Origin of the sequence: Variovorax sp. UC74_104 (genome assembly GCF_044055375.1) — a bacterium.
GTDB lineage: Bacteria > Pseudomonadota > Gammaproteobacteria > Burkholderiales > Burkholderiaceae_C > Variovorax.
Genome location: NZ_CP171978.1, coordinates 6,163,272 through 6,180,893, shown reverse-complemented (window position 1 = coordinate 6,180,893; position 17,622 = coordinate 6,163,272). Strand labels below are relative to the sequence as shown.

At 67.2% G+C, this 17,622-nt stretch carries 20 protein-coding genes and 1 pseudogene; 8 read left to right on the top strand and 13 right to left on the bottom strand.

Features of this window, described 5'->3' with window-relative positions:
- Positions 1-30: 30 nt before the first annotated feature.
- The gene (locus ACHMXA_RS29245) at positions 31-1,044 is read left to right on the top strand and encodes a Bug family tripartite tricarboxylate transporter substrate binding protein (RefSeq protein WP_395317361.1); all 1,014 of its coding nucleotides are present in this window, start codon (positions 31-33) and stop codon (positions 1,042-1,044) included.
- A gap of 16 nt (positions 1,045-1,060) precedes the next feature.
- Here ACHMXA_RS29245 and ACHMXA_RS29240 read toward each other — a convergent pair whose 3' ends face one another.
- Entirely contained in the window at positions 1,061-2,533 is a 1,473-nt protein-coding gene (locus ACHMXA_RS29240) for an esterase-like activity of phytase family protein (RefSeq protein WP_395317360.1), read from the bottom strand.
- Positions 2,534-2,656: 123 nt separating this feature from the next.
- Complete coding sequence (locus tag ACHMXA_RS29235) at positions 2,657-3,442, bottom strand: IclR family transcriptional regulator C-terminal domain-containing protein (RefSeq protein ID WP_019656176.1); 786 nt, start codon at positions 3,440-3,442, stop codon at positions 2,657-2,659.
- Between the two features lie 138 nt (positions 3,443-3,580).
- Between ACHMXA_RS29235 and ACHMXA_RS29230 the strand changes: the two genes are divergently transcribed.
- The 4 genes from ACHMXA_RS29230 (at position 3,581) to ACHMXA_RS29215 (ending at position 7,302) form a co-directional block, all read left to right on the top strand.
- Positions 3,581-4,282, top strand: a complete 702-nt coding sequence (locus ACHMXA_RS29230; RefSeq protein ID WP_395317359.1) for a 3-oxoacid CoA-transferase subunit A — start codon at positions 3,581-3,583, stop codon at positions 4,280-4,282.
- Complete coding sequence (locus ACHMXA_RS29225; RefSeq protein ID WP_126025627.1) at positions 4,279-4,932, top strand: 3-oxoacid CoA-transferase subunit B; 654 nt, start codon at positions 4,279-4,281, stop codon at positions 4,930-4,932. Before ACHMXA_RS29230 ends, ACHMXA_RS29225 begins: the two co-directional genes overlap by 4 nt.
- A 31-nt stretch (positions 4,933-4,963) precedes the next feature.
- Positions 4,964-6,169: a 3-oxoadipyl-CoA thiolase gene (gene pcaF / locus ACHMXA_RS29220; protein WP_395317358.1), complete on the top strand. Its 1,206-nt coding sequence runs from the start codon at positions 4,964-4,966 to the stop codon at positions 6,167-6,169.
- A gap of 128 nt (positions 6,170-6,297) precedes the next feature.
- Positions 6,298-7,302 carry a Bug family tripartite tricarboxylate transporter substrate binding protein gene (locus ACHMXA_RS29215; protein ID WP_395317357.1) on the top strand — a complete coding sequence of 335 codons (1,005 nt, stop codon included), beginning with the start codon at positions 6,298-6,300 and terminating at the stop codon, positions 7,300-7,302.
- Between the two features lie 9 nt (positions 7,303-7,311).
- Here ACHMXA_RS29215 and ACHMXA_RS29210 read toward each other — a convergent pair whose 3' ends face one another.
- Entirely contained in the window at positions 7,312-7,722 is a 411-nt protein-coding gene (locus ACHMXA_RS29210) for a ribbon-helix-helix domain-containing protein (protein WP_126025624.1), read from the bottom strand.
- Positions 7,723-7,792: 70 nt separating this feature from the next.
- The gene (locus tag ACHMXA_RS29205) at positions 7,793-8,371 is read right to left on the bottom strand and encodes a DJ-1/PfpI family protein (RefSeq protein ID WP_395317356.1); all 579 of its coding nucleotides are present in this window, start codon (positions 8,369-8,371) and stop codon (positions 7,793-7,795) included.
- A gap of 376 nt (positions 8,372-8,747) precedes the next feature.
- On the opposite strand from ACHMXA_RS29205, the gene ACHMXA_RS29200 reads away from it, so the two are divergent.
- Entirely contained in the window at positions 8,748-9,164 is a 417-nt protein-coding gene (locus ACHMXA_RS29200) for a hypothetical protein (RefSeq protein ID WP_395317355.1), read from the top strand.
- 31 nt (positions 9,165-9,195) lie between these two features.
- On the opposite strand, the gene ACHMXA_RS29195 is transcribed toward ACHMXA_RS29200, so the two are convergent.
- A complete protein-coding gene (locus tag ACHMXA_RS29195; protein ID WP_395317354.1) occupies positions 9,196-9,708 on the bottom strand; it encodes a DinB family protein in 513 nt (170 codons plus the stop codon).
- A gap of 102 nt (positions 9,709-9,810) precedes the next feature.
- Between ACHMXA_RS29195 and ACHMXA_RS29190 the strand changes: the two genes are divergently transcribed.
- A complete protein-coding gene (locus ACHMXA_RS29190) occupies positions 9,811-10,485 on the top strand; it encodes a TetR/AcrR family transcriptional regulator (RefSeq protein WP_395317353.1) in 675 nt (224 codons plus the stop codon).
- A 56-nt stretch (positions 10,486-10,541) separates the two neighbouring features.
- Positions 10,542-10,895: a hypothetical protein gene (locus ACHMXA_RS29185; RefSeq protein ID WP_395317352.1), complete on the top strand. Its 354-nt coding sequence runs from the start codon at positions 10,542-10,544 to the stop codon at positions 10,893-10,895.
- A gap of 23 nt (positions 10,896-10,918) precedes the next feature.
- On the opposite strand, the gene ACHMXA_RS29180 is transcribed toward ACHMXA_RS29185, so the two are convergent.
- The 8 genes and pseudogenes from ACHMXA_RS29180 to rtcR all read right to left on the bottom strand — a co-directional run bounded on the left by ACHMXA_RS29180 (position 10,919) and on the right by rtcR (position 17,524).
- On the bottom strand, positions 10,919-11,149 hold the full coding sequence (locus ACHMXA_RS29180; protein ID WP_395317351.1) for a hypothetical protein: 231 nt from the start codon (positions 11,147-11,149) through the stop codon (positions 10,919-10,921).
- Between the two features lie 130 nt (positions 11,150-11,279).
- Positions 11,280-12,218: an ornithine cyclodeaminase family protein gene (locus tag ACHMXA_RS29175; protein WP_395317350.1), complete on the bottom strand. Its 939-nt coding sequence runs from the start codon at positions 12,216-12,218 to the stop codon at positions 11,280-11,282.
- Positions 12,215-13,090 (bottom strand): alpha/beta hydrolase, encoded by an 876-nt coding sequence (locus ACHMXA_RS29170; RefSeq protein ID WP_395317349.1) that lies wholly within the window; start codon positions 13,088-13,090, stop codon positions 12,215-12,217. Before ACHMXA_RS29170 ends, ACHMXA_RS29175 begins: the two co-directional genes overlap by 4 nt.
- Positions 13,087-13,665 (bottom strand): exonuclease, encoded by a 579-nt coding sequence (locus ACHMXA_RS29165; protein WP_395317348.1) that lies wholly within the window; start codon positions 13,663-13,665, stop codon positions 13,087-13,089. Before ACHMXA_RS29165 ends, ACHMXA_RS29170 begins: the two co-directional genes overlap by 4 nt.
- 46 nt (positions 13,666-13,711) lie before the next feature.
- Positions 13,712-15,013, bottom strand: coding sequence for an SMI1/KNR4 family protein (locus ACHMXA_RS29160; protein WP_395317347.1), 1,302 nt, complete (start codon positions 15,011-15,013; stop codon positions 13,712-13,714).
- A 23-nt stretch (positions 15,014-15,036) separates the two neighbouring features.
- Positions 15,037-15,366, bottom strand: coding sequence for a low molecular weight protein tyrosine phosphatase family protein (locus tag ACHMXA_RS29155; protein ID WP_395321407.1), 330 nt, complete (start codon positions 15,364-15,366; stop codon positions 15,037-15,039).
- 111 nt (positions 15,367-15,477) lie between these two features.
- Positions 15,478-15,897: pseudogene (locus ACHMXA_RS29150) on the bottom strand (2'-5' RNA ligase family protein); the annotation flags it as partial.
- A gap of 16 nt (positions 15,898-15,913) precedes the next feature.
- Complete coding sequence (gene rtcR, locus ACHMXA_RS29145) at positions 15,914-17,524, bottom strand: RNA repair transcriptional activator RtcR (protein ID WP_395317346.1); 1,611 nt, start codon at positions 17,522-17,524, stop codon at positions 15,914-15,916.
- Positions 17,525-17,622: the final 98 nt, after the last annotated feature.

Genomic DNA, 17,622 nt, shown 5'->3' with positions numbered 1-17,622 from the left:
TTCCCGTTCTCTTCACTCTCTGGAGTCATCTTGACGATCACCAAACGCCGCCTGCTCGAAGGCGGCGCGGCAGCCATTGCCGCTTCGCTGCTTGCGAAGACTTCGTGGGCCCAGCAGCAACGCAACAGCGGCACCGCCGATGCGGCCTGGCCGACCAAGCCCGTCCACATCCTCGTGGGCTTTCCCGCAGGCGCATCGCCCGACCTCGCGGCGCGCGCCATCGCGGAGCCGCTGTCGAAGATCCTGCGCCAGCCGGTGGTCGTCGAGAACAAGCCCGGCGCCAGCGGCAACACCGTGGCCGACCAGGTGGCGAAGGCCACCGACGACCACACCATCGGCGCGCTCATCAACGGCAACCTGACGATCGCGAAGCTGCTCAATCCGTCGCTGCCCTTCGACCCGGAGAAGGACTTCGCGCCGGTCGGCCTGATCGGCACCGCGCCGCTGGTGCTGGCCGTGTCGGGCAGCGCCGCGGGCAAGACCTCGGCCGAGCAGCTGCTGTGGGTGCGCAACCTCGGCAGCGGCGCCAAGTACGGCACGCCGGGCGTGGGCACCGTGGGCCACCTGGGCATGGAGCTCATCAAGAGCCGCGCGGCCATCACCGCGCAGCACAAGCCCTACACCGGCAATCCGCAGGTGATCGCGGGCCTGCTGGCCAACGAGATCCAGCTGGCGCTGCTGCCGCCGGGCCTCGCGTTGCCGCACATCAAGTCGGGAAAGATCAAGGCCATCGGCGTGACCTCGCCCGAGCGCAGCCCGCTGGCCGGCGAGCTGCCCACCATCCGCGACGCCGACGTGCGCGGCGCCGATCTCGAGATCTGGACCGCGCTGGCTGCGCCTGCGAGCATGAAACCGGCGGCCATCGCCAAGCTCAATGCCGCGCTGGTCGAAGTCATCAGCTCGCCCGACGTGAGCCAGGCGCTGCTGAAGACCGGCTGGCAGGCCCAACCCGGCTCGCCCGACACGCTGGCCAAGCGCATGCGCGCCGACACCACGCGCCTGGGCGGCGTGATCATCATGAAGGGCATCCACTCGGAAGGCTGATGCCTTCCGGGGCTCTTCAGGTCTTCGGCGTGCCGCGCTTGAAGAGCGGCTGCTCGAAGCGGATCGTGACGATCTCGGTGTCGTCCGGCTTGCCGGGCACGCGGCCGTCTTCCGTCGGATAGTTGGTGTCGATCGCGACGGCGAGCGTGTAGTCGTCCACCACCTCGACGCTTTCGATCGAGTCGAAGGGCATGCTGAACTTTCCGTTCGCGACGTTGGCCAGCGGGCCGCCGATGTCGTCCGGGTCGGAGATGTTCAGCAGGTCGACCAGCAGCGTCTTCTTCAGCACGCCATCGGCGTCCTTCACGTCGAGGTCCACCATGTAGAGGCGCTTGACCACAGCCTTCGAGCCGTACAGGCTGTCGCGCTCGATCAGCACGAACCTGTTGCCGCCGATGTTGGTCATGTCGCCGATGACGATCTGGTTGTCCTTGGCGGGGCCGTCCTTCCTGTAGACCGGGTTCTTGCCGGTGTAGAGCATCGAGGCGGGATCGAACTCGAAGAAGTTCAGGTAGCGCTCGTCGTCGGCCACAGGGCGCAGCGAGGCCAGCGAAGGCGCCGCCTCGGGCACCGCGTAGAGGCGGGTCTTGTCACCGTTGAAGGCCAGGCTCTCGAAGCCGCGGCTGGAGAGCGAAGTCGCAGTGGCGCCCTCGTTCATCACCAGCGGGTTGGAGGGGCTGCGCAGGAAGGGGTGCGGCACCGGGTCGCTCATCAGCGTGCCGTCCTTGTCGAAGTGCAGGATGTAGGGGCCGAACTCCTCGCCCACGAAATACGTACCGTCCTTCGCGCGGGCGATCGACTCGACGTCGAGGTCGAAGCCCGTCAGCAGCCGGCCGCTGACGATGCGCGTGTCCACGGGCTTGCCGCTGTCGACGAGGTTATTGCCCGAGACCGTCTGGTAGTTGGCGAAGTCGGCGGTGATCTTCAGGTCCACGCCCTTGCCGTCCTTCAGGTAGCCCTTGGCGTCGTTGAACGCGACATGGCTGTTGACCTTCACGGTGCCGGGCACCGTCGTGCCGTTCGATGCGGTGCGGAAATCGATGCTCACGTTGTAGAAGCCGACCACGAAGTCGCCGGAGTTGCTCTTGCTGCCGTAGCCGTTGTCGGGCATGGCCGTCCAGGTGCCGTCGTCGTTCTTCAGCAGCGCCGAGAAGCCGGGCAGGGGCTGGCCGTCGACGAAGGGCGGCGTCACGCCGAGCGCGGCGGTGATGAACTGGCCCGTGGTCGGCCCGGGCTGGCGGAACGTGGCGGGCAGCGAGGCCCAGCCGGTGAGCTTGTGCGGCAGGCCCGCGGAAGGATCCGGCGACGGCTGGGGAGCGGGAGCAGGCGCGGGCGCCGGAGCTGGCGAAGGAGCGGGCGTACCCGCCACGGGCGGAAGGACGATGCCGTTTCCGTTGCCGCCGCCCCCGCATGCGGCGAGGACGGCGGATGCAACGGCCGCGATTGCAATATGGCGCGGCAGGCTGAGCGGGATGAAGCGACTGGACACGATTGGATCCTCCGGTGTTGTTGTGAGGGGTGCAATCTAGGAAGTCGATGTGACCTGTCCGTGAATGTCCTTTCGCCTTTCGCTTTTCGTCTTTCGTTCTTGTTCAGTGCGGATCGGCCGCGATCAGAGCATCCGCGAGACCCGGTCCGCCGCTTCGCGCAGCGCGGGCAGCATGGTCTCCTGCATCGCCTTCGCGCTGGTGCGGTTCGCCTGGCCACTGATGTTGAGCGCTGCCACCATGCGGCCCTGCCGGTCGACGACGGGCGCGGCCACCGAGATCAGGCCTTCCTCCAGTTCCTGGTTCACCAGGCACCACTGCTGCTTGCGCGCCTGCGCGACCTTGGCCATGAGCGCGTCGATGTCGGTGATCGTGTGCCGGGTCAGCGCCTCGATGTTCGAGGCTTCGAGCCGTGCGCGCACCTCGTCGTCGTCGAGGTCCGCCAGCAGCAGCCGGCCCAGCGAGGTGCAGTAGGCCGGCAGGCGCGAGCCCACGCCCAGGTTGATGTGCATGATCTTCTTGGTCGGCACGCGCAGCACGTAGACGATGTCGGTGGCATCGAGCACGGCGGCGGAGCACGACTCCTGCACCTGCTGCACCAGCGCCTCCATCACCGGCTCGGCGCGGTTCCAGATCGGCATCGACGAGAGATACGCGAAGCCCAGGTCGAGGATGCGCGGCGTGAGCGTGAAGAGCTTGCCGTCGGTCACCACGTAGCCCAGTGTCTGCAGCGTGAGCAGGATGCGCCGTGCGCCCGCGCGCGTCAGCCCGCTGCCGGCGGCCACCTCGCTGAGCGTCTGGTGCGGCGCATTGGCGCTGAACGAGCGGATCACCTGCAGCCCGCGCGCGAAGGACTGCACGTAGCTGTCGCCGGGGGCCGGTGTCTCGGGTTGTGACGCGTGGGTTGCCATGGTTCGTCTTCCTCTCTAGAATTCATTATACGAACAAATGTTCTTTAGACGAACAAATCGGCGGTTCGCAGAATCGGTCGGCGCGTTCAGGCGGATTCGTTTCTTCGTTCCCTTTCCTCACTTCCGGAGACAGGCTTCATGATCAACAAGATCGCGCGCTCGGTCGCCGATGCCCTCGCTGGCATCCCCGACGGCGCCACGGTTCTCATCGGCGGTTTCGGCACCGCCGGCATTCCCAACGAGCTCATCGACGGGCTCGTCGAGCAGGGCGCCAAGGACCTCACGGTCGTCAACAACAACGCGGGCAACGGCGAGACCGGCCTCGCAGCGCTGCTGAAGGCCGGCCGCGTGCGCAAGATCATCTGCAGCTTCCCGCGCCAGGCAGACAGCCAGGTGTTCGACGGGCTCTACCGCAGCGGCAAGCTCGAGCTCGAACTCGTGCCCCAGGGCAACCTGGCCGAGCGCATCCGCGCCGCGGGCGCCGGCATCGGCGCCTTCTTCTGCCCCACGGGCTACGGCACGCAGCTGGCGGGCAACCGCGAGACCCGCGAGATCGACGGCAAGCAGTACGTGCTCGAGTACCCCATCCACGGCGACGTGGCGCTCATCAAGGCGGAGCGCGGCGACCGCTGGGGCAACCTGGTCTACCGCAAGGCGGCGCGCAACTTCGGCCCGGTGATGGCCATGGCCGCGAAGAAGACCATCGCCACCGTGCACGACATCGCCGAGCTCGGCACTCTCGACCCCGAGACCATCGTCACCCCCGGCATCTTCGTGCACCAGGTGGTGCGCATCGAACGCGTGGCCACCCAGGCCGGCGGCTTCAAGAAGGCAGCATGACCATGAGCACGAACTACACACGCCGCACCAAGGACCAGCTCGCCGCCCGCGTGGCGCAGGACATCTTCGACGGGGCAGTCGTCAACCTGGGCATCGGCCAGCCCACGCTGGTGGCCAACCACCTGCCCAAGGGCCGCGAAGTCATCCTGCAGAGCGAGAACGGCATCCTCGGCATGGGCCCCGCGCCCGAAGCCGGCGAGGAAGACTACGACCTCATCAACGCAGGCAAGCAGCCCGTCACGCTGCTGCCGGGAGGCTCGTTCTTCCATCACTCCGACAGCTTCGCGATGATGCGCGGCGGCCACCTCGACATCTGCGTGCTCGGCGCATTCCAGGTGTCGGCCACCGGCGACCTCGCCAACTGGCACACCGGCGAGAAGGACGCCATTCCCGCCGTCGGCGGCGCGATGGACCTCGCCATCGGCGCCAAGCAGACCTGGGTCATGATGGACCTGCTCACCAAGCAGGGCGTGAGCAAGCTGGTGAAGGAATGCACCTACCCGCTGACCGGCATCGGCTGCGTCAAGCGCGTTTACTCGGACCTCGCCACGCTCGAATGCACGCCGCAGGGCCTGAAGCTCGTCGACCTCGTCGACGGCCTGAGCCGCGAAGAACTCGAGAAGCTCGTCGGACTTCCGATCGCAGCCTGACCCCCTTCCAAGCCATCAAAGAGAGACAGACATGACCAACCAAGCCTTCATCTGCGACGCCGTTCGCACCCCCTTCGGCCGCTACGGCGGCTCGCTCAGCAGCGTTCGCGCCGACGACCTCGGCGCGGTCCCGCTGAAGGCGCTGATGGAACGCAACAAGAACGTCGACTGGCAGGCTGTGAGCGACGTGCTCTACGGCTGCGCCAACCAGGCCGGCGAGGACAACCGCAACGTCGCGCGCATGTCGGCGCTGCTGGCGGGCCTGCCGCTCGAACTCGGCGGCGCCACCATCAACCGCCTGTGCGGTTCGGGCCTCGATGCCGTGGGCACCGCCGCGCGCGCCATCCGCGCCGGCGAAGCGGGGCTGATGATCGCCGGCGGCGTCGAGAGCATGAGCCGCGCGCCCTTCGTCATGCCCAAGGCCGAAAGCGCCTTCAGCCGCAACAACGCGGTGTACGACACCACCATCGGCTGGCGCTTCGTCAACAAGCTCATGAAGGCGCAGTACGGCGTCGACTCGATGCCCGAAACGGCCGAGAACGTGGCCACCGACTACAAGATCGAGCGCGAGGCGCAGGACCTGATGGCGCTCAACTCGCAGCTGCGCGCCGTGGCCTCGCAGAAGTCGGGCTTCTTCGACGCCGAGATTGTGCCCGTGACCGTGCCGCAGAAGAAGGGCGACGCGATCATCGTCAACAAGGACGAGCATCCGCGCGAGACCAGCCTCGAATCGCTGGCCAAGCTCAAGGGCGTGGTGCGTCCCGACGGCACCGTCACCGCCGGCAATGCCAGCGGCGTGAACGACGGCGCCTGCGCGCTGCTGCTGGCCGACGAAGCCAGCGCCGCCAAGCATGGCCTCACGCCGCGCGCACGCGTGGTCGGCATGGCCACCGCTGGCGTCGCACCGCGCGTGATGGGCATCGGCCCCGCGCCCGCTACGCAGAAGGTGCTGGCGCTCACCGGCCTGAAGCTCGACCAGATCGACGTCATCGAACTCAACGAAGCCTTCGCCGCGCAGGGCCTCGCCGTGCTGCGCCTGCTGGGCCTGAAGGACGACGACGCGCGCGTCAACATCAACGGCGGCGCCATCGCGCTGGGCCACCCGCTGGGCGCCAGCGGCGCGCGCCTGGCCACCACCGCGGTGAACCAGCTGCACAAGGGCGGCGGCCGCTATGCGCTTTGCACGATGTGCATCGGCGTGGGGCAGGGCATCGCGGTGATCCTCGAACGCGTCTGACGACCGGACCGCGGCGAAACGAAGAACAACCAGAGAAGCAAGAAGACAAGGCCATCGGCAGCCGCGGCAACAGCGGCCCGATGGCATTTTTTCAACCCAAGAAGACAGAGAGAAAGAAGGATCAGAGGATGAACCACACGTCGACGAAGACAACGCGCCGTGGCGCCGGCATTGCCGCGCTCGCACTGGCCGCCGCGGCGCTGCTGCCCGCAGCCGCTCCCGCGCAGCAGGCCTTTCCCAGCAAACCCGTGCGGATCATCACGCCGTTCCCCGTGGGCGGCGGCCCCGACGGCGTGGCGCGCCTGGTGGCGGACAAGCTCTCGCGCGTCTGGGGACAGCCCGTGGTGGTCGAGAACCGCCCCGGCGGCAACGGCTTCATTGCCATCGATGCCTTCAAGCGCGGCGCGAAGGACGGCCACGACATCATCGTGCTCGACAACGTGCACCTCGCCGCATACCCGGCGCTCTTCAAGAAGCTGCCCTACGACACGAACAAGGACTTCGACGCGCTGCTGCCACTGTTCAAGACCTACTTCTTCTTCACGGTCGCCACCAACAGCAAGTACAAGACCATCGGCGATCTGATCGCCGACGCCAAGGCGAATCCGGGCAAGCTGGACTACGGCTCGTGGTCGGTGGGCAACCCGGTGCACCTGGGCTCGGAGCTCTTCGAGTCGGCCACCGGCACGCAGATGGAGCACATCGTCTACAAGGAAACCACGCAGCTGTACACCTCGGTGGCGACGGGCGAGCTGGCCTTCGCGCTGGGCAGCAGCGCCACCGCCGGCCCGCTGCAGCGCGCGAACAAACTGCGCTTCCTGGCGGCCGCGGCGCCGCAGCGCGTGGCCGCCTTCCCCGACGTGCCGACGGTCGGCGAATCGGGCGGCCCGAAGGGCTTCGAGGTCATCGGCTGGAACGCCATCGCCGTGCCCAAGGGACTGCCCGCCTCGGTCACCGAGAAGATCAAGCGCGACATCGAGAAGGGCCTGGCCGAGCCCGACGTGCTGGAGAAGTTCAAGAGCTTCGGCTACGAGCCCTTCCCGACCACGCGCCCTCAGTTCGACGAGTTCGTGGCGAGCGAGACCAAGCGCTTCACCGACGTGATCCGCAAGGCGAACGTTTCGCTCGACTGATCGAACCGGCTAAGCCTGCCGCCGCGCTGCCACGTGTAGCGTGTGTACGCGGGCCTGCTCGGGCAGAGGGCTGCCCCAGCCTTCGGGCAACTCGTGCAGCACCGCCTTCGCGTCGAGCGAGCGGATCGCCACCGAGTTGTCCGCCGGAATGCGCCCCTGCGCCAGCAGCGCCTCGTAGCGCAGGGCGCTCACCCGCAGGAACGAGGCGAAGTTGCCGACCTCGCCGCGCGCGGCCACCAGTTCGTCGTAGAGCCGCTCGATGAGCTGCACCACGACCATGCCGTCGCGTCGCGCGATTTCCTCCAGCACCTGCCAGAACAGGTTCTCCAGCCGGATGCTGGTGACCACGCCGTGCAGACGCACCGAGCGCGTGCGCGCGTCGTAGCTCTGCGGATCGGCACTGATGAAGACTTCGCACATGGTGGCTGTCTCCTTTGCTTGAAGGAAGGTGGGCGACGCCGCACTGTAGCGCCGCCCGTCCATCCGAAGGTCAATGCGCGATGCGCGTGCCCAGCACCGCGAGGAACTGCGCGAGCCATGCCGGATGCGCCGGCCACGCCGGCGCGGTGACCAGGTTGCGGTCGGTCACTGCCTGATCGACCGGAATGCCCATGTACTCGGCGCCCGCGAGTTCCACTTCCACCTGGCAGGCCGGATAGGCCGACACCCTGCGGCCCTTGAGCAGCCCCGTGGCCGCGAGCAGCTGCGCGCCGTGGCACACCGCGGCGAGCGGCTTGTCGGCGGCCAGGAAGTGCCGCGCGATCTCGACCACGCGGCTGTTCATGCGCAGGTATTCGGGCGCGCGGCCGCCGGGGATGACGAGCGCGTCGTAGGCCTCGGGGCGCACGTCGGCGAAGCTGGCGTTCAGCGTGAAGCGGTGGCCCGGCTTCTCGCTGTAGGTCTGCGCGCCCTCGAAGTCGTGGATGGCGGTGTGGACCCAGTCGCCGGCCTTCTTGTCCGGCGCCACCGCATGGACCGTGTGGCCCACGGCCAGCAGGGTCTGGAAGGGCACCATGGTTTCGTAGTCTTCGGCGTAGTCGCCGCACAGCATCAGGATCTTGCGCGCCATGTCTCTTGTCTCCTTCGAATGGGTTGGAACACGGCCCTGCACGGGAGCGCGCGGGCCGTCGCCGGATTATTCGAAGGGGCGGGGCGCAGCGGGTAGCAGCCGGCTGTGACTGCGGCCCGGCCCGGTGCGATGCGATGGGTTCCAGATGATCGTCGCGCTCGCGCCGCGCGCAAGTGCGAAGCGCGTCGGCAGGGCGGTCCAAGCCGTTCGGGCTAACAGAAGTTCGCAGAGGTTGCACGGCGCCTCGAAGAGCCGGGCCGCGCGGCGGGGGCGTCATCGATCTGCCTTTTGCCCTGAATAGCCTCGTTCAGGGTTTTCCCGCATCCCCGGGGAAGCCTCATCGGACCGACCACTCACAGAAAAGACCCGAATCATCATGAAGACCTCCCGACTCGCTCTTGCCGCAGCACTTGCCGTGCTCTCCCTCGCTTCCGCCAACGCCCAGCAACGCACCCGCGAAGCCGTCGAAGCCGAAGCCATTGCCGCCGCTCACGCAAAGGACCAGAACGTCACGCGCGGTTCGCGCGGCGCCGATCCGTTCACCTCCACGGCCGATGCCGAAGCCGTGTACAAGCAGGCCGTCGAAACGGCCCATGCGCCCAACCAGAACGTGACGCGCGGCTCGCGCGGCCCGGACCCGTTCACCTCCAGCCGTGACCCGGCGCAGGTCTACCAGGAAGCCATGGCCACCGCTGCGGCGCCTGATCAAAACGTGACCAGCGGCTCGCGCGTCAACAGCAAGGTCGTCTCGACCATGCAGAACCCCGTGCTGCAGTCGGCGCAGGGCAAGTAAGCCGGCTGGCCGTTGCCCGAGGACGCCGCCGCTACGCGTTGTGTGCGCGGCGCCCGGGCTCGGCTTGATGCAGGAAGCCGGTGAAGGTGTCGGGCGGCGACGAGCCCGTGAGCCGGGTCAGGATCCGGCCGACTTCTCCGCGGTGATAGCCCGCATGGGTCGCCACGTGGGCCAGCATCTCCTCGCGCGACATCCGGCCCGGCGCTCCATCGGTGAACGTGAAATCGATGTTCTCCGCCAGCGCCTGCGGGTCCAGGCGCGCGATGTAGTCGATGTACCAGCGGTCGGTTTCTCGCACGGCCTCGGCCAGCGCTTCCAGCGCCGGTGGCTCTGGCGCGCCTGTCGCGGTGTGGCCGTGCGCCATGCGCTGCAGGTTCGCGACGAAGATGCGATCGACGATGCACGCGTGGTTGAACACGCGCGCCGCCGTGCGGTATTCGTCGGCCGGCCCCGTGGCAGCAAGCTCGGCCAGGCCCGCCAGCAATCCTTCGTCGGCCCAGGCCTTGTAGCGAAACAGCGAGGCCAGAAGCATCTGCGTACTCATCACAATCTCCCCTTGAGCGGTTGAACGCACGCCTTGCGCGCCGTCCTATTCTTGAGTGGAGCCTCGAACTTGGGTACTCGCATTCCCCTACAGCGCAGGACCATGCGCAAAGCGCCCCGGCAGCAGCGTTCGCGCGTCACGGTGGACGTGATCCTCGAGGCCGCAACTCGCGTTCTGGCGCGCCGCGGATGGGCCCGCTTCACCACCAACGAGATCGCGGCGGTTGCCGGCGTCAGCGTCGGCTCGCTCTACCAGTACTTCCCGGACAAGCTGGCCATTGCCGAGTCGATCCGGGAGCGTCATCTCCACGAGGTGCTCGCGGCGCTGTCGGGTCCGCAAGAGAAAGAAGAAGATGAAGGCGGCGAAGCCGTCGCGCTCGACCGGCGGGTGGAGCGCTTCGTCGATGGCGTCATCGCCGCCCACTCGGTCGACCAGGCGCTGCACCGCGTGCTGGTCGACGAAGTGCCGCTTGCCGCGCGCTCCAGCTATCCCGAGTTCGAGGCGGAATACCAGCGTCGCTACCGGGCGCTGGTCGTTTCGGGCACGGCCACCGGCGAAGGCGACGACGGCACTGAAGGCGAAGCGGCCGCTCGCATGCTGTCTTCGGCGGTCGAAGGGGTCGTCCATGCGGCGGCGCGCCGTGGCGACCTGGGCTCGCCCGTGCTCAGGAGCGAACTTGTCAGGCTGGTGCTGGCCTATCTGCGCGATCGCCGGCAGGCAGGCCGGGGACGCGCCGGCAACCCGCCTGCCGGAGTGGACAGTGCGCCCTGTCCCTGACCACAATGCCCGCCGAGTTTCTTCACTCGTCCTGAAAGGTCGTCGCAATGAAAAAAATGCTCGTGCCGGTTTGCCTGGTCCTGGCTCAGATGATGGTCGTGTCGGTGGCGTCCGCGCAGTCTTCCGGCGAAGCGGACCCCGCACAAGGAAAGGCGCGGCCTACGGCGCCTACCACCAGGGCGGAGCGCGCCGAGGCGCGCAAGGAACGTCGCGTGGACGGCGCCGCGGCCGCACGGGGCCCGCAGATGCAGGAAGGCGAAGTTCGCGCGACCACGGCGCCAAAGCTGTCGAGGGAAGAACGCCGAGCCGCCGCGGCCAAGCGCTGTGCGGCGAACCGCGAGGCGATGAAGGCGGGCCAGCTGTCGCGCGGCGGCAGCAACGACGCGCCGGAAAAGCAGAAGAAGCCCTGAGGAACGACCCGCCCGAAGGGTTCTCAGGCGTAGGCCTTGGCCGACCGAAGCTGCAGCAGGGCCAGCATCCGCGCCTCTTCCGCATCGCGCAGGCTCTTGGCGGCGCGGCTGGCGGCGTACGTCACGTAGAGCGTATCGACGGCCTTCTGCCAGCACTGGATCGTCTGATAGGCGCTGTCGGCATCGCCCGGCCGGGGCGGCACGGCGTAGCCGGCCTTGCGCAGGATGTTGGCTTTGTGTTCGGTGCTGAGCATGTGGCGACCCCCCGAGTCGATGGTGTCAGGTGCCACGGTACGCGCGATGCGCCCTGTGCGCTATTGGCTACACGACGTATCCAGATGTAGGAAAACCCGCTCCGGAGGGATTCAAACTAGGCCATAAGGATTAGTCGATGTCGCTCGACTGCCACACCAGCGTGGCGGCGGTCAGGTCCTCCAGGGCGCTGCCGACGGCCTTGAATACCGTGCGCGCGGTCTCGTTCGGGCGGCCGAGCTGTTCCGGGCGGCATAGCGTGGCGAGCGTGCCCCGGACATCCTCGGCGCGCAGCGTGCCGGCAGCCATCGCGTCGAGCAGGTCGCCGGATTTCTGCAGTGCCTCTTCGGTGTCGATACAGACGTGCGCGCCCGCGAAGCAGTGCACGTCTGCCTCGCGCATGGCAGGGGTGAAGCTGCCGATCAGGTCCAGGTGCGAGCCCGGTGCCAGCCATTCGCCGCGCACCAGCGGCGCGGTGGCCAGCGTGGCGCAGCTCACGATGTCGGCCTCCCGCACGGCGGCTTCCAGGTCGGTGGCCGCCCGGGCGTTCCAGCCCTCGGCGCGCCATTGCGCCGCCAGGGCCTCCGCGCCTTCCGGCCGATGGTTCCACACCCACAGTTCGTCGATGGGGCGCACGCTCGCGTGCGCCGCGGGCAGCATGCGCGCGATGCGTCCGGTGCCCAGCACCAGCAGCCTGCGCGAATCCTGCCGCGCCAGGAAGGATGCACCCAGCGCCGAGGCCGCCGCCGTGCGGCGCGCGGTGATCTCGTTGCCGTCCATCATCGCCAGCGGCACGCCGGTGCGGGCGTCGTACAGCACATAGGTCGCATGCAGCCCGGGCAGGCCTTGCGCGCCGTTGCCGGGGAAGATGTTGATGGTCTTGATGCCCAGGAAGCCAGCGTCGCTCCAGGCCGGCATGATGAGCACGGTGCCCTTGCTCCCGTCGGCTTCGATGGCGTGCACATGGCGCGGCGGCACCTGGGCTCCGGCCGCGAAGGCCGCGCGCAATGCGGGCACCAGCCGATCGAAACCCAGCGGCGCGCGGGTGGCGGCTTCGTCGAAATGCTTCATGGCTGTGTCGTCACTGCTGCATCGGATGCTGTGCCGACTCGAAGAACTCGGTCAGCGCCTTGCGGTAGGCGGCGCCGTAGCGCAGCGCCGTCATCGGCTCGAAGGTGCGCCGCGCCCGGCACTTCGATCAGCCGCTTGGGCTCGCGCGCATCGGCCAGCAGGCGCTTCGAATGCGCGAGCGGAATCACCTGGTCGGCCGTGCCGTGGATCAGCAGCAGCGGAATGGGCGACACGGCAGCGACGTACCTCGACGCCGCGTACTCGTCGCTCACCAGAAGGCCGGCGCCCTTGAGCTTGTCGTTCGCGATCGACGAATAGGAATAGAAGGTCGACTCGATGGCCGCCGCCTTCACGCCCGCGCGGTTGCCCGCGCCCATCACCGCGATGGCGTTCGTGCCGCCCAGGCTCTGGCCGAAGACGAACAGCCGCTCGGGGTCGATGTCGCCGCGCGAGCGCACGTAGTTCAGCGCGGCGTTGGAGTCCTCGAACACGCCCTTGGGCTCCGGCTTTCCTTCGGACTGGCCGTAGCCGCGGTAGTCGAAGACGAACACGTTGTAGTCGCGCTTGGGCAGCCAGGCCACGAAGCGCCAGTGCGTGCTCATGTTCTGCGCGTTGCCGTGGAAGTGCACCACCGTGCCCTTGGCTTCCTTCGGGTTCTGGCGGTTCTCCGCCGGCAGGAACCAGCCGCTCAGGCGCGTGCCGTCGGCACTGGTGAATTGCACGCTCTCGTAGCGCATGCCCAGTGCGTCGGGCGTCTCGTAGCGCACGTTGTCGGGGTAATAGAACATCGACTGCACGCAGCCGCCGAGCACGAACGGCAGCGTGCACATCGCCAGTCGTCCGAGCCAGCGCCGCACCGCGCCGCCCTTCATGCGGGCTTCCCGCCGGCGACTGCCGCGCGGTTTTCCGCGAGCATGTTGCAAAAGAGCGCGCCTTGCTCGATGGCGTCGTCCAATGCCACGTGCGAGTGCGGCAGGCCGGCGTCGAACCAGCGGCGCGGCATCGCGCGCTTGGTGCTGTCGCGGTAGTCGAGCCTGAGCATCGCCATCGCGAACGACTTCACGTCGAGCGCCGAGTGGCTGAATGGACTCTCGCCCGCGAAGCGCATCAGGTACCAGTAGACGAACAGGAAGTCGAAGCCCGCCGGATATGCGACGAACACCGGCCGCGCATGCAGGCCCTTGAGCCAGCTCACGTAGCTCTTCATCGCGTGAGCCGGCTCCTGCAGGTCGGCGCGGCATGCGGCCCAGGCTTCGGGCTGGGTCTTCCACCATGCGGCGGTCTTGGGGTCGGGCTCCGCGCCGGGCAGCGTGTGCAGGTTGGCGCTGAAGGTGGAAACGAGCTGCTTGTCGGCCGTGTAGGCGGCCGAGCCGAAGCTGAGCATCGAGTTCGGGCCGGGAATGGGGCCGTCTGATTCGACGTCGGTGCTTATGTAGATTTCTGGCATGGGTTAGCTTCTTGGCTGGCCGCAGACGTATCGAATGCGCCTTTGTTCAGTTTGCTCGTGTCGGCAACAAACGCTTCCACCATGGCCGTTGCGCCGATGGGATGTTCGATGAGGCGTTGGCTTGGCGCGTCGACGATGGCAGGAATGCCTTGCAGGCCTTTGCACGAACGCGAAGGCTTTCGACGGCACTGGCGCTGGCCCATTCTGATGACTCGCTTTCGAGTCGGTCGAGCGCCCATTGCAGTTCAGACTCCGCCGTGTCGAACATGGATTCCTCGGTGACCGCACCCTGCGTGACGGCCAGCAAATGCCGTGGGTCGCCCTGGTCGAACCAGAACGTGCAGGCAGCGATGTACGAAAAAATCGCGGCTTTCATCCCGGCATCGTGCGGGCCGCTTTTTCCTGTCGATGACAGGTGCCGTGCCAAGTCGTGCTGTACTTGCAGCATGCCATCCACCATTTCGTCGCAGGTAACCGGCAACTCAAGGTGCTGTTGCAGCAGCTGTGCCCACAGCACCTCGTCCAGCCGGTCCTGCAGCGCGAACTCCTTGCCGAAACCGATGGCCGAGGCATAGGCCTCGAGGTTGGGATAGAGCGCTTGGGCGCAGAAGACCGCAAACGCCGCAGCCTTTGGGTTCGAGAGCTTCGACACCCTGGGCGAGAAAGCTTTGGAGAACCGAGTCTGTGCCTGCGACTCGGTGATTCGTTGGATGTTCTGCTCTACCCACTGCAGGTACCAGTCGTTGAAACCCATACGGGTTCCGTTCTCGTTCATGAAAGGCTCTATACCTTTGTAGTCCGCGCGCAGGTCGCGCCAGACGGTACCCGCCAGCGGGCCGGTCACGACCAGCCAATTGCGCAGAGCACAGCCTTCGTGGCAGACGGGTATGGCGCCGTCCATGATGCTCGTCGCGTAGTACTGCGTCTCGAGCTTTCTGTCCCAGACTTCGTTCATTCGATCTTCTTCATCAGTGCGCGTATCAGCTGTTGGGTTTGGCTGCTGAGCCCAGAAGTCTGTAGACAAATTCCAAGCGTGCTCCCATGGAAATGGCTTGGACAGATCGCCGATGAGCGAGAACTTGGCGTCCCAACTGGTGAGCCCATGAAATTCGTCCTGCATGCCGAGCGGAAATACGCCGTAGGCCGGGCCTGCACCGCCATTCCCGATCGCGGTGATGAACCTGCGGTACTCGTTGGGAAACCTGCATCGGTACTTCGCCTCCATCTGCGCGACCTCCTCTTCGGAAAGTGGCGGATTCAGGTCGTACCAGTGCGCCTTCGCTGCGAAGCTGCTGCAGTCCAGGTCGAGTCGCTTGAGCGTTTGAAGACGGGAAAGGATGTCAGTCACGACGGGCTCATTCCTCTTGGTTGCTATTCGATTCCGAGAATCGATTGGACCGAGCGTTGCAGTTCTTCGACCAGTTCGGGGTCCATGTATTTGTATTCGTCGGGAATGTCGAGCACGTGGACCGGCTTGTGCGCCAGCAGCCGCGAGAACTCGGCCGCGAGCCTCGACTTGTGCTTCTCTTCCATCACCAGGATCACGTCGGCCCATTCGATGTCGTCGACGGAGACCCTGTGCCGCGCATTCGGACTGGTACCGGCGGAGCGCGCGGAGACCAGCGGATGCCGGCGCCAGAGCTGCTCCGCCGTCGGGCTGCGCCATTGGTTGCGACTGCAGATGAAGAGGACGTTGCGCATGGGTCGTTCGGGGGCTTGGGGCAGCTGGAAGACGTGCATGTCGCGCCAGTTGCCCGAAGAGTTCTCCATCAGCGTGACTTCCGTGCATGCCGCGCGCACGGTGGCTGATGCGACGAGGCGCGACTGGAGCGCGATGGCGGTTGTGTCCGCGTCGGCCGCACTGCCGTGCGCCACCGTCAGGTGCGGAATGACGCCCTCGTGCTCGCCGCCGTAAGGAGGGAAGCCGGGAAATGCCTCCGCCAGCGCCAGGGTCATCTCGATGAAGGGCGCGGCCGGCTCCGGCGCAAGGTAGGTGGTTTCGGGAAAGCGTCCGACCTCGCGCAGGGTGAAGTCGAACGCCGGCGTCCTGCTCAATGACTGCTGCGCGCGTTGCAGCACGTCGGCGCTGATCAGCGAGGGGTCCATGAAGGGAACGAGCACCGTGATGTGCGCGGGCACTCCCTGTGCCGCCGTCGCGTCGTAGCGATGCCGCAGGTCTGCGACCAGGGGCTCGGCTGCGGGGACTTTCACGGCGAATGCGGAAATGGCCATCGCGGCGGAGGATAGCTCAGGCGTTCGCGATCCGGCCCCATTCCAGGCCATGCTTGGCGAGGTACTTGCGCAGCCGGTCGGCGTCGTTCACCACGCTGCGTTGCGCGCGCGAAGCCTGGAAGAGCTGGCGTCCGGCGTCCGACAGGCTGCGCGACTGACGGCAGACGCGCACCACCGCCTCGAGCTGCAGGCGATCGAACAGGTCGAGCGCTGCGCTGCGTTCTTCGCCGAGCAGGGCATCGAGGTCCACGCCTTCGCCAGCGGGCGGTGCGGCGCCCGAGTGCTTCCACAGCCAGCGCAGCCGGGCAATCTCGGCTTCCACCAGCGCGACCGGGATGCGCCCGCCATCGGCCAGCGTGGCCAGCCGCGTCACGCTGGCCGAGAGGTCGCGGAAGTTGCCGCTCCAGATCGCCTCGCCGCTTTGCGCGAAGCGCAGGTACGCGGCGCGTGCCTCGGCGTTGAAACGCACCACGCGGTTGTTCTCGGCGGCGTGGAGGGCCAGCAGGTGGTTGACGTTGGGCTCGATGTCCTCCGGCCGCTGTGCGAGGCCGGGCAGGTCGTAGGTCCAGAGGTTGATGCGCGCGAACAGGTCTTCGCGGAAGCGGCCCTGGGCCACGTCGCTGCGGAGGTCGCGATTGGTGCCGGCGATCAGCTGGAAGTCGCTTTCCACTTCCTTGTCGGCACCCACGGGGAAGAAGCGCTTCTCCTCGATCGCCTTCAGCAGCATCGCCTGCTCGTCGAGGCCGAGCTCGCCGATCTCGTCGAGGAAGAGCACGCCCTGGAGCGCGGTGCGCAGCAGGCCTGCGCGGTCGGCGGCGGCGCCGGTGAAGGAGCCCTTCTTGTGGCCGAAGAGCGTGGAGGCCGCACCATCGCCGCGCAGCGTCGCGCAGTTCACTTCGACGAAGGGCCCGGTCATCTGGTGGCGCGACTGCTTCAGCTCGAACATGCGCCGCGCCAGGAAGGACTTGCCCGCGCCCGTCGGCCCCACCAGCAGGATGGGCGCGCGCGAGCGCACGGCCACGCGCTCGATCTCGTCGATCAGCGCGTTGAATCGTGCATTGCGCGTGGCGATGCCACTCTTGAGGAAGGCGACCGCGTCGCGCTGCTCCGCGTCGAAGCGCCGCGCGATCACGTCGTAGCGCGAGAGGTCGAGATCGATCAGCGTGCACTTGCCGGCTTCGCCCTCGCGCTGCTTCTTCGGCGGCGATGTCTGCGCGAGCACGCCGGGCACCACGCGCGATTCGGACAGCAGGAACATGCAGATCTGGGCGACGTGCGTGCCGGTGGTGATGTGCGTCCAGTACTGCTCGCGCTCGGTGTCGAAGCTGTAGCCGCGCGCCCAGTCGTACAGGCGCGTGTAGACCTCGCCGAAGTCCCAGGGGTCGGCGAGGTCGAGCGGCACGAGGTTGACCGTGGTCTCGGGCGAGACGGTGGCGATGTCGGCCTTCACCACCTCGGCCAGCGCCTTGTGCCGCAGCGTGTAGAGCAGCTCCATGCGCGAGACGACCATGTCCTCGTGCTGCGCGAGCGAGACGGTGGGCCGCCACTTGTTCCAGCGGCCGGCGCCCTGGCCGGCGTCGAGCTGGGTGCCGAGGAAGCCGATGACGACGATGGGTTTCTTCTTCATTTGGATAAATGGCTATCCAAAATTATAGGAAATTGGCGTGAAGAAAAGTTCGGCCGGAAGCGGTTGGCTGCGTCGATCCAGAAAAAGTCGAATCAAAT